This is a genomic window from Sphingopyxis sp. 10G20-10 (assembly GCF_057365075.1).
The window spans coordinates 1,122,264-1,135,691 of record NZ_CP195117.1 but is presented as its reverse complement, the minus strand read 5'-3'; the positions used below and the strand labels follow the sequence as shown (position 1 = coordinate 1,135,691).

13 protein-coding genes are annotated in these 13,428 nt (G+C 60.2%); 1 reads left to right on the top strand and 12 read right to left on the bottom strand.

The annotated features are described in order from the left end of the window. The first annotated feature begins 302 nt into the window (after positions 1-302). Positions 303-1,775, top strand: a complete 1,473-nt coding sequence (locus tag ACR3XE_RS05510) for a glycerol kinase (protein ID WP_473698611.1) — start codon at positions 303-305, stop codon at positions 1,773-1,775. 38 nt (positions 1,776-1,813) lie between these two features. Here the strand turns inward: ACR3XE_RS05510 and rpmE are convergent, their stop codons facing one another. The 12 genes from rpmE to rpsB all read right to left on the bottom strand — a co-directional run bounded on the left by rpmE (position 1,814) and on the right by rpsB (position 13,304). Further along, on the bottom strand, positions 1,814-2,041 hold the full coding sequence (gene rpmE / locus ACR3XE_RS05505; protein WP_473698612.1) for a 50S ribosomal protein L31: 228 nt from the start codon (positions 2,039-2,041) through the stop codon (positions 1,814-1,816). A 168-nt stretch (positions 2,042-2,209) separates the two neighbouring features. Next, positions 2,210-2,689, bottom strand: coding sequence for a 3-hydroxyacyl-ACP dehydratase FabZ (gene fabZ / locus ACR3XE_RS05500; protein ID WP_473698613.1), 480 nt, complete (start codon positions 2,687-2,689; stop codon positions 2,210-2,212). 3 nt (positions 2,690-2,692) lie between these two features. After that, on the bottom strand, positions 2,693-3,382 hold the full coding sequence (locus ACR3XE_RS05495) for an OmpH/Skp family outer membrane protein (protein WP_473698614.1): 690 nt from the start codon (positions 3,380-3,382) through the stop codon (positions 2,693-2,695). Continuing rightward, positions 3,382-6,024, bottom strand: a complete 2,643-nt coding sequence (gene bamA / locus ACR3XE_RS05490) for an outer membrane protein assembly factor BamA (protein WP_473698615.1) — start codon at positions 6,022-6,024, stop codon at positions 3,382-3,384. Before bamA ends, ACR3XE_RS05495 begins: the two co-directional genes overlap by 1 nt. A gap of 115 nt (positions 6,025-6,139) precedes the next feature. Beyond that, a complete protein-coding gene (rseP, locus tag ACR3XE_RS05485) occupies positions 6,140-7,273 on the bottom strand; it encodes an RIP metalloprotease RseP (RefSeq protein WP_473698616.1) in 1,134 nt (377 codons plus the stop codon). After that, positions 7,266-8,429: a 1-deoxy-D-xylulose-5-phosphate reductoisomerase gene (locus ACR3XE_RS05480; RefSeq protein WP_473698617.1), complete on the bottom strand. Its 1,164-nt coding sequence runs from the start codon at positions 8,427-8,429 to the stop codon at positions 7,266-7,268. The genes rseP and ACR3XE_RS05480 overlap by 8 nt, the downstream gene beginning before the upstream one ends. Positions 8,430-8,432: 3 nt before the next feature. Further along, positions 8,433-9,107, bottom strand: a complete 675-nt coding sequence (locus tag ACR3XE_RS05475) for a phosphatidate cytidylyltransferase (RefSeq protein ID WP_473698618.1) — start codon at positions 9,105-9,107, stop codon at positions 8,433-8,435. A gap of 2 nt (positions 9,108-9,109) precedes the next feature. Next, on the bottom strand, positions 9,110-9,799 hold the full coding sequence (gene uppS / locus ACR3XE_RS05470; RefSeq protein ID WP_486185966.1) for a polyprenyl diphosphate synthase: 690 nt from the start codon (positions 9,797-9,799) through the stop codon (positions 9,110-9,112). 52 nt (positions 9,800-9,851) lie between these two features. Beyond that, the gene (gene frr / locus ACR3XE_RS05465) at positions 9,852-10,409 is read right to left on the bottom strand and encodes a ribosome recycling factor (RefSeq protein ID WP_473698619.1); all 558 of its coding nucleotides are present in this window, start codon (positions 10,407-10,409) and stop codon (positions 9,852-9,854) included. 26 nt (positions 10,410-10,435) lie between these two features. Further along, positions 10,436-11,167 carry a UMP kinase gene (gene pyrH, locus ACR3XE_RS05460; RefSeq protein WP_473698620.1) on the bottom strand — a complete coding sequence of 244 codons (732 nt, stop codon included), beginning with the start codon at positions 11,165-11,167 and terminating at the stop codon, positions 10,436-10,438. A gap of 114 nt (positions 11,168-11,281) precedes the next feature. Next, complete coding sequence (gene tsf / locus ACR3XE_RS05455; protein WP_473698621.1) at positions 11,282-12,208, bottom strand: translation elongation factor Ts; 927 nt, start codon at positions 12,206-12,208, stop codon at positions 11,282-11,284. 139 nt (positions 12,209-12,347) lie between these two features. After that, positions 12,348-13,304, bottom strand: coding sequence for a 30S ribosomal protein S2 (rpsB, locus tag ACR3XE_RS05450; protein ID WP_473698622.1), 957 nt, complete (start codon positions 13,302-13,304; stop codon positions 12,348-12,350). Between the last annotated feature and the right edge of the window lie 124 nt (positions 13,305-13,428).

The window sequence follows — 13,428 nt, the reverse complement described above, 5'->3', positions numbered from 1 at the left end:
GCGCACAACGACCGTTCGTTTGCGAACGGACGGCACGAGACCGCGGGTTCGAAACGACCCGCGTGAAAGGGTGCCTCTGGGGACAAAAGCGCTGCCCGGCTCGTCCCGCATATATTTGTCCAAGGACAAAAAGGCGGAAAAATCACGCTGCCGGGATGTTGGCGGGCTATGCCGCCATGCTGCGCTGCACAATATATGGCACGTGTTGCGCCGCTTTGCAAGATAATTACGTGATCCCGACGCTTGTCGAATTGCGTCCCTTGCTTCATCTAGAACAGGCAGGAAAAGGGAGCCACCGAGATATGACCGAGCACATCATCGTCATCGACGCAGGCACCACATCGACCCGCGCCATGTTGTTCGCCGCCGACGGCACCCCGCTGGGCAGCGCGCAGCGCGAATTCAAACAATATTATCCCGGCCCCGGCCTGGTCGAACATGATGCCGCAGAAATTTGGGATGCGACGCTCGCCTGTACGCGAACGATGATTGCCAAAGCCGGAGGCGCCGACAAGATTTCCGCCATCGGCATCACCAACCAGCGCGAGACCGTGGTGTTCTGGGACAGGAATAGCGGTGAGCCGCTCGCCCGCGCTATCGTCTGGCAGGATCGCCGCACCGCCGCCGATTGCGCCGCGCTCAAGGCCGAGGGGCATGAAGAGGTGGTGCAGGAAAAGACCGGTCTTCTCCTTGATCCCTATTTTTCGGGCAGCAAGATGGGCTGGGCGCTCAAAAACTGGCCGCAGTTGCGCGAAGCGGGCGAGGCACTGGCGACCGGCACCATCGAATCCTACCTCGTCTTTCGCCTGACCGGCGGCACCCATATCAGCGACGCCACCAACGCCTCGCGCACACTGTTGATGGACATCAACAGTCAGGGCGGCTGGGACGTTGGCCTGTGCGACCTCTTGGGTGTCCCGATCACCATCCTGCCAGAGATTGTCGGCTGTACCGAACAGGTCGGGACCAGCGATAGCGATGTGCTGGGCGGTGCGATTCCGATTTGCGGCATGGCGGGTGACCAACAGGCCGCCACCATCGGGCAGGCCTGTCTGACCCCCGGACAGACCAAGGCAACCTTTGGCACAGGCGCTTTCATTCTGACCGCCAGCGGCACCGAACGTCCCTATTCGTCCAACCGCCTGCTCGCGACCATATTGGTGCAGGACGGCGATGCACGCCATTATGCGTTGGAAGGATCGGTGTTTGTCGCGGGCAGCCTGATCAAATGGCTGCGTGACGGGCTGGGCCTGCTCGCCAATGCCGCCGAGAGCGAGGGGCTGGCGCGGTCAGTCGAGGATAATGGCGGGGTCTATCTGGTCCCCGCGCTCGCCGGGCTGGGCGCACCACATTGGCGGCCCGACGCGCTGGGCGCGCTATCGGGGCTCAGCTTTGCCAGTGGCAAGGCGCATGTCGCGCGCGCGGCGCTCGAGGCGCAGGCCTATCAGGCGCATGGCCTCAAATCCGCTTTTGCCGCCGATGGGGTCGATTGGGCCGACCTGCGCATCGATGGCGGCATGGCGTCGAATGACTGGATGGCGCAGGATCTGGCCGATATTTTGCAGCTGACGGTCGAGCGCCCCGATTTTGTCGAAAGCACCGCGCTGGGCGCCGCGATGCTCGCCGCAACCGGCGCAGGTCTTTACCCCGACCTTGCCAGCGCCGCGCAGGCCATGCGAGGCCGCACCACGCGCTTTACCCCCGCCTTATCCGACGCCAAACGCGAAACGCGCCTTGCCGGATGGCAAAGCGCGCTTGCGAATATTTTGGATTAAGGTCGCGTGCTCACTGTTCTAGCGAGCAGCGCAGACGCTTAGCGCTTGAGGGTCAGACCACCGAAACGCTTGTTGAACTTGGCGACCTGGCCCGCAGCGTCGAGCATACGCGAGTTGCCGCCGGTCCATGCCGGATGCGCCGTCGGGTCGATTTCGAGCGTCAGCGTGTCGCCTTCGCTGCCCCATGTCGAGCGCGTCTGATATTCGGTGCCATCGGTCATCTTGACCGTGATCATATGATAGGCGGGGTGCAGATCTTTTTTCATTCCGGGCTCCTGTGCCACTGGTTACCGACCAGCATGCGTGAGACTATGCGCCCCTTCGTCAAAAACGGAGGGTCGCGAAGCGGCGTCCCCTAATGGGTGGCGCCTGTTTTGGCAAGTGTCCGCCTCGTCTTTTCCGCCAAAGCGAAGACGGGGTCGCGCGAAAGCCGGCTATTCGCTCGGCGGATCGGCAATCATGGCGGTGAACTGACATTCCGCAGCCAGAACATCGCCCAGCATGGCTTTGCCTTCAAAGCGGCAAATGCTGCGCTTGCTCTGGATGATCGTCGCGTGCAGATCGAGTAGGCATCCCGGCTCGACTGGCTTGCGGAATTTCGCCCCGTCGATGGCCATGAAGTAAACCAGCTTGCCCGACCCGGCCAGACCAAGCGATTCGATCGCGAGGACGCCGGCGGCTTGCGCCAGCGCCTCGACAATCAAAACCCCGGGCATGATCGGGCGGTCGGGAAAATGGCCCTGAAAGAAGGGCTCATTCATCGTCACCGCTTTGACCGCGTGGATCGAGGTGTCTGGCACCATCGACACCACCCGGTCGACCAGCAGCATCGGATAACGATGCGGGATCAGCGCCATGATCCGACGGATGTCCGCCGGACCTTTGGCTCCTGCCGTTTCGCTTCCGTCCGTCATGGCTTAGCGGGACGTCGGCGGCGTCGTGGTGGGCGTGGTCGCAGCCGGCTGACCCTGCGCGGCGCGCGCGGCGTCCATCAACTGCTTGTTCCGCTCTTCAACCAACTGCCCAGCCTGATATCCGGCAGGAACAGCGGTCGAAACATTCGGCAGGATACGGTCGAGTTCGGTCACCACTGCAGCTGTAATGTCGACGTTATTTTCGCGCGCCAGCACCGCATCCGGGTTGAGCAGCAAATCAACCTTGCGCGCGGCCATCGCGGCCTTGATGGCCTCGTTCATACGAACGCTGATCTGATCCTCGACATAGGCGAGCGCCAGATCGACGGGCGCGGTCAGCGTTTTCAGTTCCTGGGTAGCAGAGGCGCGCTTTTCTTGCACGGCTTTGGCTGCTGCCTGAAGGCTGGCCTGATTCTGCGGGGTCTTCTTCGCTTCTTCATTATAACGCGCGATCAGCACGTTGATTTCGGCCTGCAGCGTCTGCGCCCGTGAGTTTTGCTGATCTATCAGCGATTTATAGGTCGTTTCAATCTGATCGGAAGCCGTCTTGAAAGCGTTGGAACGGGCCGCAGCGGCGCGGACATCGGCAACGCCAATCCCCGTCTTTGACTGGGCCATGGCGGGGGCCGACATGATCGGCGATACGGACAGGCTGGCCACGGCGAAAGTGGCGGCGACTAATAGCTTTTTCATCAGAATTGGGTTCCTACGTTGAAAGAAAATCTCTTGGTGTCATCGCCCAGCTCTTTCCGAAGCGCATAGGCAAAGTCGATACGGAAAGGGCCGAACGGCGATTTCCAATTGACGCCCGCGCCGATTGACACGCGCGGTTTCCAGGAATCGCCGAAGAAGCGCTCCTCGAAGGGTTGCAGTGCGGAGAATCCGGCTGGGCAGACATTATAATCACCGGCCGGCGTAACACTGCCGTCAGGGTTGGTGACGGAGGCCTGCGTACCGAATTGCACCGTTCCTGCCGCCGAATCACGGCAGAGGAATTTGGTCAGTCCATCGCTGGGATCACGGAAATTCGCCAAGGTCGTCAGCGTTGGCTGACGAACACCGAACACCGAACCAACATCCAGGAAGATCGAAGGCCGCAGACCCAGTTCTTTGGCGCCGCTGCCGAGTGGAATATCCATCTCGATGCGTCCCTGATAATAAGCACGGCCACCCAGTGCGTCATCAACGCGACCGTTGCGTCTGTCGACATCGGTATTGAGGATCGGGTTTGCCGGATCAGTCAGATCGACATTGCTATAGCGAATGACGCGCGGGCCAACGCCGCGAATATCAAATCCGCGCATTTGCGGCTCGCCAAGGAAAAAGCGGTCGGTCAGCCGAACCTTGTCGCTGGTCGGCGTCGGCCGCCCGCCAAATGGAACAATATACCCGCCCTCAAGCGAGGTGCTCAGGATGAAATTGCTACCCAGATTGAAATGCTTACTGCCAGACAGGCGCGTGCGAACATATTTAACGCTGCCGCCCAGACCCGCAAAATCCTGGCTGAGGGACAAAGCCTGTCCGCGTGTCGGGCGGATGCGGTTGTCGCGATCATCATAGGACAATGTGTAACCGAGCGACGAAGTCGTGCGCGTGCCAATAGCATCACACAGATAGCGGCCCGCAACCAACGGGTCGCACTGATCGCCAAAGAAATAGATATTCCGGTCGAGCGTCACATCATCAAGGCTGATATTATAGCGTCCAAAGAAGGACATAAATTCGGTCAGCGGCACACCGGCATTCAACTGAAACCCTGTCGTGATCTGCTGGAATGTTGTCTGGCGGTTGTTGTTGATGAAGTTGAACGAGTTTAAATCGCGGCGGAAAACGCTGCCGCCCACCGAGATATTGCGGTCGAACAAATAGGGTTCAGTAAAGCCGAGTTCGACCGATTTGGAATAGCTTGAGTAATTGACCGACGCCTGCAGCTGCTGACCCAGTCCACGGAAATTGCGCTGCCGTATCGAGGCCTGGAGCAGGAAGTTCTCAATCGACGAGAAACCGGCAGACAAGGAAAGCTCGCCGGTCGGCTTTTCTTCGACATTGGTTTCCAAGATGATGCGGTCGGGGGCACTGCCCTCCTTGCGTTCGATCTCCAGATTTTCCTGGAAATAGCCCAGGCTGTTGAGCCGGTTCTCGGTCCGCTTGACGCCAAAGCTGTTGAACGCATCGCCTTCGTTCAGGCGGAATTCGCGGCGAATAACCTTGTCCTGTGTCAGCGTATTGCCGTTGACATCGACGCGCTCGACATAGGTGCGCGGGCTTTCAGCGACGTTGAACGTGATGTCCATCGTCCGTGTTTCGGGATTGCGATGGAATTCGGGATTGATGTCGGCAAAAGCATAGCCAAACAGGCCGGCCGTTTCGCTAAGCGAGTCTACCGTATCTTCGACCTGTTTGGCGTCATACCAGTCGCCCTCTTTCATCGGCAGCAACGCTTTCAGCGTCTCCGGTTTGAAGTCCCGCAATTCGCTGTTCACATCGACCTTGCCGAACTTATAACGCTCGCCCTCTTCCACCACATAGGTGATGATAAAGTCCTGCTTGTTGCTGGTAAGTTCTGCCACGGCCGAAATCACGCGGAAATCGGCATATCCGTTCTGCAGGTAAAAAAGCCGCAGCTTTTGCTGGTCATAGGCCAGACGGTCGGGGTCATAGGTCGTATTCGACGACAGGAATGTCAGCAGACCCGCTTCCTTCGTCGCCATTTCGCCCTTTAATTCGCCATCCTTGAATTTCTCATTGCCGATAATGTTGATCTGGCGGACCTTTGATTTCGGCCCTTCGTTGATTTCAAACACAACATCGACGCGATTCTGGTCGAGCGTGACCATCTTGGGATCGACCGTCGCAGCAAAGCGGCCCTGACGCTTATAAAGTTCGATGATTCGCGCAACATCGGCGCGCACTTTCGACCGGGTAAAGATTTGACGCGGTGCCAATTTGATCTCGGGCCGGATCTTTTCTTCTTTAAGCCGTTTATTCCCTTCCAGGATAACACGGTTGATCACCGGATTCTCGGACACCTGAATGGTCAGCGCGCCCTTGTCGTCGCTAATCTGATAATCTTTGAACAATTCGGTCGCTGCCAAATCCTTCAAAGCCTGATCGAGCACCGCGCGATTATAGGTTTGGCCGATGCGCAGCCGCAGATAGGACAGGATGGTTTCGGACTCGAGACGCTGGTTGCCGGTGACCGTGATCGATTTGATTGTCGCCGCTGCGGGAACCGTAGCCTCTGTAGTCTCGATGAGAGGCGGCTTGACGTCTTGCGCCAGCGCCGGGGTGACTGGCCCGGCCAGCATGGTCCCGGCAAGAAGGAGCGTCGCCATCCGCGTTCGCGCCGAAAAATTATTTGATGCCACGCTGTTCATCCCGCAAAAAAATTCACAAAAGCGACAATCCGCATATCTCGGCGAATTGCGCGCACTCCCTGCCCCACTCCGGCTATCCAATCAAGCGGGCGATCCTGTCCCACAGGCCGAATGAGCCCAAATCATTGAAAGTTACGACCAGCATCAGTGTGACAATCGCCACAAAGCCGAATCGAAACGCCCATTCCTGCGCCGCGACCGGTGCCGGACGCCGCCGGATTGCTTCATAGCTGTAAAAAAGCAAATGGCCACCATCCAGCATGGGCAATGGCAACAGGTTGATGAACCCCAGATTGATGGAAATGAAGGCGACAAAGAAAATCAGCGCCGCAACGCCCATGGTTGCCATTTCACCCGACTGCTTGGCGATCCGCAACGGGCCACCCATTTGCTTGATCGATCGCTGGCCGGTGACGAATTGGACGAGCACATTGCCGGTGAGCCGAACAATGCCATAGGTCTGGGAAATACCGCTCTGCAACGCATCCAGTGGTCCGACTGCCGTGAAGACCGGCTCGCCTGAACGAATACCGATGATGGCGCGCTCGCTCTTGTTCCCAAAGCGATCCGTTTCCGAAATTGTCCGCGGACGCAGGGTCAGGTTGAACTGACTGCCGCCGCGTTCAATCTCCAGCTTGGCGGGCGCGCCCAGATCAAAGGCGATCGCCATCGGAATATCATCAAATTTATCCATATCGCGGCCGTTGATGCGCACAATGCGATCGCCGACGCGCAGATCGGCCTCTGCGGCGGCGCTCTTTGCCTCGACAGCGCCAATCACGGGCGGCGTTTGCGGAACGCCATAGGCAAAAGCGAAGGCCGCAAAGATCAGGATCGCGAACAGAAAGTTGGTCACCGGCCCCGCCAGCACAATCAGCGTGCGTTTCCAGACCGGTTGCGCCGGGAAACTGTGCGAACGGGCTTCATCGGGCAGCGACTTCCAACCGGCATCGGGCTGGCTAACCGCATCGCGGTCGCCCGCAAACTGGACATAGCCGCCCAGCGGCAACCAACCGATTTTCCACACCGTCCCGCGCTTGTCGGTCCAGCCCAGCAGTTTGCGGCCAAAACCGATCGAAAAGGCATCGGCCTTCACCCCGCACCAGCGCCCGACAATATAATGCCCATATTCATGCACAAAAACGAGCGGCCCCAGCACCACCAGAAAGGCGAGGATCGTCAGAAAGAAGCCGGGGGATTCAAGCATGTTCAAATCTGTCTACAAATTGCTGCGCGGAGGCCCGCGATGCCGCATCGACACTGAATATGTCCTGAAGCGAGGTCGGCGCGGCGGGGGCTGGCGCATCGAGAACGTGGCGGACCGTATCGATTATTGCGGGAAAGGCAATGCGCCCCGCCAGAAAGGCCGCGACCGCCACTTCATTGGCGGCGTTAAGCTGTGCCGGCCTCGCTCCGCCCTCTGTAATCGCGGCGCGGCAGACAGCGGTGGCGGGAAAGCGGACCTCGTCGGGCGCTTCGAAATCAAGCCGACCGATGGTCGCCAAATCCAGCGGCGCGCAAGGCGTCTCCATCCGTTGCGGCCAGGCGAGCGCACTCGCGATCGGAATCCGCATATCTGGTGAGCCCAGTTGAGCCAATGTAGAGCGGTCGCGAAACTCGACCAAGCTGTGGATCACCGATTGCGGGTGGACGAGGATTTCTATGCGGTCGAGACCGACCGGAAACAGGTGGTGCGCCTCGATCAGTTCGAGGCCCTTGTTCATCATCGTCGCCGAATCGACGCTGATTTTGGCCCCCATCGACCAATTGGGATGCGCGACGGCCTGACTGGGAGACACTTTGGCCATATCGGCGGCACTCATCGTCCGGAACGGCCCGCCGCTTGCGGTCAGGATAATACGCCGCACCTCTGCGATAGATGCTCCGGCGAGGCATTGGAAAATGGCATTATGCTCTGAATCGACGGGCAGGATAGTGGCCCCCGACGCTTGCGCCGCCGCTGTCATCAGCGCGCCCGCCGACACCAGCGCTTCCTTGTTGGCGAGCGCAACATCATGCCCCGCCTCCAGCGCCGCCATCGTCGGCGCCAGCCCCGCACAGCCGACAATCGCCGCCAGCACCAGATCGGTAGGGAGGCGTGCGGCATCAACCAGGGCATCGGCCCCCGCTGCGGTGGCGAGGCCGGTACCGGCCAGCGCATCCTGCAACGCGCCATGCTGATTTTCGTCGGCGATCACGACCAGATCAGGGCGAAACTCGCGCGCCAGCACGGCCAGCGCCTCGACATCGCTGTTGGCGGTCAGCAGCGTCAGTTGCCAAGCCTCTGCATCACGGCGCACCAGATCAAGCGTCGATTTCCCGACCGATCCCGTAGCACCGAAAAGCGAGAGGCGGCGTGTCATGGCTTAACCGATCACCCGCACAGCAAGCTGACCCGTCGCAGTCAACATGCCCAGCAAAATCGCCACCGGAATCAATCCATCGACCCGGTCGAAAATGCCGCCATGCCCGGGAATAATCTTGCCCGAATCTTTAACCCCGGCGCGGCGCTTCATCGCGCTTTCGGCAAGGTCCCCCAACTGCGCGATCAGGCCCACCAGCAGGCCGATCCACAAGGGGATGCCAATGATGTCGGCGCGGTCGCCCAGCGTCGCCCCGACGACCAGTGCGGCGATCATGCCGCCGATCAGGCCCGACCAGGTTTTGGACGGGCTGATGCGCGGGGCAAGGCGTTTACCGCCAAAGGCGCGTCCGGCAAAATAGGCCCCTATATCGGTCGCCCAGACCATGGCAAACACCCACAGCGCCACGGTGAATCCCAGCGTGTCGCGGATCAGCCACAGCCCGCCAACCGTTGCGGCAATCACCACCGCGCCAAGCAGCAGCATCGCCGCGCGGGTGCCGCCGCTCAGCGCCATGGCTTTGGTCAGCCCCAGCCACTCGGCAACCATCAGACCGCCGCCGACGAGCAACAGCGCGGCAAAGGCCAGCCCGCCGAACCACAACGCCGTGGCGGCCAGCGCGACCAGTATGATCGCTGAAAATACACGGACGCCCAAATCAGATTTCGCCGTCGCCATCGTCACAATCCCCCAAAGCGGCGCTCACGCCGCGCAAAATGCTCCAACGCGGCCTGAAGGTCGGCGGGCGCAAAGTCCGGCCACAGTTGGTCGACAAACAACAGCTCGGCATAGGCCGATTGCCACAACAGAAAATTGGACAGGCGCACTTCACCCGACGTGCGGATGAGCAGGTCGAGCGGCGGCATGTCGGCGGTGTCGAGGTGCGCGGCAAAGCTTTCGGTCGTAATCGGCCCCGCCGCCGCCGCCGCATTGGCCGCGCGCACCAGTTCATCCTGCGAACCATAGTTGAGCGCCACCGCCAGCGTGGTCCGGCTATTCCCTTCGGTGCGGCGGATCGCGCCTTCGATCAATTCCACAACGTCGGGTGCCAAGCCGCGCCAGTCACCAATGACCTTCAACCGGACATCATTGGCGGCAAATTCGTCAATATCGCTAAGGATGAAGCGTTTGAGCAGCCCCATGAGGTCGGACACCTCTTCCTCGGGTCGTTTCCAGTTTTCCGACGAAAAGGCATAGAGCGTCAGCGCCTCCAGCCCCATATCGGCGGCGGCGCGCACGACTTTGCGCACCGCTTCGACGCCGGCCCGGTGTCCGGCAATGCGCGGCAAATGGCGCTTTTTGGCCCAGCGTCCGTTACCATCCATGATGATGGCGACATGGCGCACGCCGTGGCTGACCGGCTCGGTCACAATTCCTCCCCGCCGGAAAAGCGGATCAAATGGGCAGCGATGCCGACCCTTGTCACTCGCCCAAAATTTCCTTTTCCTTGTGCGCCGCCGCGGCGTCGATGTCGGCAATCGTTGAGTCGGTCAGCTTTTGCACTTCGGTCTCGTGGCGCTTGCGATCGTCTTCGCCGATTTCCTTTTTGGCTTCATCGGCTTTGAGCATATCCATGCCGTCGCGGCGGACATTGCGCACCGCGACGCGCGCCTTTTCGGCATATTGACCGGCCAGCTTTGACAAATCCTTGCGCCGCTCTTGTGTCATCTCTGGGATGGGCAGCCGTAGCATCTGGCCATCGACAATCGGATTGAGGCCGAGTCCCGCCGACCGGATTGCCTTATCGACAGGTTGGACATTGGATTTGTCCCAGACCTGCACCGACAACATACGCGGTTCGGGTACGCTGATCGACGCCACCTGATTGAGCGGCATTTGCGAACCATAAACTTCGACGGTCACCGGATCGAGCAGGCCCGAATGGGCACGACCGGTGCGCAGACCCGACAGGTCATGCTTGAGCGATTCCAGCGCGCCCGCCATGCGTCGTTCGAGGTCGGGCTTGTCATATTTTGCCATTGTATTTCCTCTCTTCGCGTGGGCGTTTAGGCGTTTCCGGCGGCATCGCCAACCACTGTTGCAACACCTTCGCCAGCCAACACACGCGCCAGATTTCCGGGTTCACGAATGTTGAACACCACAATCGGGATTTGATTGTCGCGGCAAAGCGCCACCGCACTTGCGTCCATCACTTTCAGATTATCGGCGAGGACGCGGTCATAGTTTAGCCGGTCATACCGCACCGCCGCCGGATCCTTTTTGGGATCGGCGTTATAGACGCCATCGACGCTGGTGCCCTTGAACAGGGCATCGCATTTCATTTCGGCGGCGCGCAAAGCGGCGCCGCTGTCGGTGGTGAAAAACGGACTGCCGACGCCCGCCGCAAAAATGACGATACGGCCTTTTTGCAAATGGCGTTCGGCGCGGCGACGAATCACCGGCTCGCATACGGCATCCATCTGAATCGCCGATTGGACGCGGGTATCGACCCCCAGTTGTTCGAGCGCGTTTTGCATCGCCAGCGCGTTCATCACCGTCGCGAGCATACCCATATAGTCGGCGGTCGCCCGGTCCATGCCTTTGGCCGCGCCCGCGATGCCGCGAAAGATGTTGCCGCCGCCAATAACGAGACAAAGTTCCAGCCCGCGATCCTTGGCCGCCTTAACCTCGGCCGCCATGCTGGCGACCGTTTCGGGGTCGATACCATACTGACCACCGCCCATCAGCGCCTCGCCCGACAGTTTCAGCAAAATGCGTTTCATGCCGGGCAGTGCCATGGTCTGTTTTTACCTTTGCAAGGGATTGAATATGCGAATGGCGCGCACCCTAGTGAAGGCGCGCGCCATTGCCAAGCAGACAGCACTGCCAAAGCATCGCAATTCGATATTAATTTAGGCGCCGGCGGCAGCGGCGACTTCGGCGGCGAAATCGCTTTCTTCCTTGGCAATGCCTTCACCCAGCTGAAAACGGACAAAGCCCTTCAGCGTGATGCTTGCCCCGACATCCTTGCCAGCGGCGGCAACGACTTCGGCAACCGGCGTCTTGTTGTCCATGACGAACAGTTGCGACAGCAGGGCATTTTCCTTGCGGAATTTGGCGATGCTGCCGTCGACCATTTTCGAAACAATCTCGGCAGGCTTGCCCGACTGGGCTGCCTTTTCCTCGGCGATGGCGCGCTCACGCGCAACCAGATCGGCGTCGAGATCATCGCCGTTCAGCGCCAGCGGATTAGCGGCAGCAACGTGCATGGCCAATTGCTTGCCCAGCGGTTCGAGCACATCGGCGCCCGCACTGCTTTCCAGCGCCACGAGGACGCCGATTTTGCCAAGGCCGGGGGCTGCAGCGTTATGGACATAGCCGGTGACGATACCTGACGGAACGGTCAAGATCGTTGCGCGGCGCAGCGACTGGTTCTCGCCAATGGTGGCGATATTCTGCGTCAACGCTTCGGCCACCGTGCCACCCGCCGGATAAGGCGAAGCCGCCAGGGCGTCGATGTCGGTGATGTTGCTCGACAGCGCCGCATTGGTCACGTCGGAAACAAAGCCCTGAAACTGTTCATTCTTGGCGACGAAGTCGGTCTCGCTGTTGACTTCGACCATCGCGCCGCGCGCACCATCGGTGGTAACGCCGACCAGACCTTCGGACGCAACACGGCCCGACTTTTTGGCAGCAGCAGCAAGACCCTTGGTGCGTAGCCAATCGATCGAGGCTTCGACATCACCATTGTTTTCGGTGAGTGCTTTCTTGCAATCCATCATGCCGGCGCCGGTACGGTCGCGCAGTTCCTTGACGAGGGAGGCCGTGATTTCAGCCATGGTTGGTCCTTTCAAATAGAGGGCGGCCCAAAGGGGCCAGCCGCGGCGCCGCAGCCAATGGCGGCGTCAAAAGTCTTTGTGATGACCACGGCGGCGGCTGAAATATTTCAAACCGCCGCCGGATCAATCGAGCCCGATGTCAGGCTTCGCTTTTGCTTTCGGCCTCAGCAGGCGCTTCGTCCGCAGCGGGAGCCGCGGCTTCGGCGGGTGCTTCTTCTGCAGCTGCAGCGGCCTTGGCCTTCTTGGCCGGGGCTGCCTTTTTCGCTGCCGGAGCAGCCTTTTCAGCTACCGGTGCGGCTTCTTCAGCTGCCGGAGCGGCTGCTTCAGCTACTGGTGCCGCAGCTTCGGCTTGCACGGCTTCTGCCGGCGGGTTGACCATTGCGCCCAGATCTTCACCCTTGTCGACGCGGGCCTGTTGACCGCCACGCGTGGCCGCCTGGGCCACTGCGTCGCAGTAAAGGCGAATGGCGCGCGCGGCGTCATCATTGGCCGGAACCGGGAACGCAATGCCGTCAGGCGAAACGTTCGAATCGAGAACGGCCACAACCGGGATACCCAGAACATTGGCTTCCTTGATCGCCAGCTCTTCCTTGTTGGCATCGACGACGAACATCACGTCGGGAATGCCGCCCATGTCGCGGATGCCACCCAGCGACATTTCGAGCTTGTCACGTTCGCGGGTGCGGTTGAGCACTTCCTTTTTGGTGAGGCCCGAGGTGTCGCCCGAAAGCTGCTCTTCGAGCGTCTTGAGGCGCTTGATCGAGTTCGAGATCGTTTTCCAGTTGGTGAGCATTCCACCCAACCAGCGATGGTTGACGAAATGCTGACCCGAGGCGCGTGCAGCGTCAGCGATCGGGCCTTGGGCCTGACGCTTGGTGCCGACGAACAAGACCTTGCCGCCAGCGGCTGCCGACGCGGCAACAAATTCCAGCGCGCGGGCGAACAGCGGAACAGTCTGTGACAGGTCCATGATGTGGATGCCGTTACGCGCGCCGAAAATATACGGCTTCATGCGCGGGTTCCAACGGTGGGTTTGGTGGCCGAAATGCGCTCCGGCTTCAATCAAATGCTGCATCGTGACGACAGGGGCCGCCATAATCTTTCTCCTTCCGGTTAGTCCTCTGGAAAGCAAGAACCGGGGTCCGCAAGCGAATGACCCGGCACCGGTTTATGTGCGCCTTCCATGTGGAATGGCGGGGCCGATAAAGAAGTTGGGGCAG

Bases quoted from the DNA above. Each gene is read 5' to 3' on its own strand.
- ACR3XE_RS05510 (WP_473698611.1), top strand. From the start codon at position 303: ATGACCGAGCACATCATCGTCATCGACGCAGGCACCACATCGACCCGC.
- ACR3XE_RS05475 (WP_473698618.1), bottom strand. From the start codon at position 9,107: ATGGCGACGGCGAAATCTGATTTGGGCGTCCGTGTATTTTCAGCGATC.
- ACR3XE_RS05480 (WP_473698617.1), bottom strand. From the start codon at position 8,429: ATGACACGCCGCCTCTCGCTTTTCGGTGCTACGGGATCGGTCGGGAAA.
- bamA (WP_473698615.1), bottom strand. From the start codon at position 6,024: ATGGCGACGCTCCTTCTTGCCGGGACCATGCTGGCCGGGCCAGTCACC.
- rseP (WP_473698616.1), bottom strand. From the start codon at position 7,273: ATGCTTGAATCCCCCGGCTTCTTTCTGACGATCCTCGCCTTTCTGGTG.
- fabZ (WP_473698613.1), bottom strand. From the start codon at position 2,689: ATGACGGACGGAAGCGAAACGGCAGGAGCCAAAGGTCCGGCGGACATC.
- tsf (WP_473698621.1), bottom strand. From the start codon at position 12,208: ATGGCTGAAATCACGGCCTCCCTCGTCAAGGAACTGCGCGACCGTACC.
- frr (WP_473698619.1), bottom strand. From the start codon at position 10,409: ATGGCAAAATATGACAAGCCCGACCTCGAACGACGCATGGCGGGCGCG.
- rpmE (WP_473698612.1), bottom strand. From the start codon at position 2,041: ATGAAAAAAGATCTGCACCCCGCCTATCATATGATCACGGTCAAGATG.
- ACR3XE_RS05495 (WP_473698614.1), bottom strand. From the start codon at position 3,382: ATGAAAAAGCTATTAGTCGCCGCCACTTTCGCCGTGGCCAGCCTGTCC.
- rpsB (WP_473698622.1), bottom strand. From the start codon at position 13,304: ATGGCGGCCCCTGTCGTCACGATGCAGCATTTGATTGAAGCCGGAGCG.
- pyrH (WP_473698620.1), bottom strand. From the start codon at position 11,167: ATGGCACTGCCCGGCATGAAACGCATTTTGCTGAAACTGTCGGGCGAG.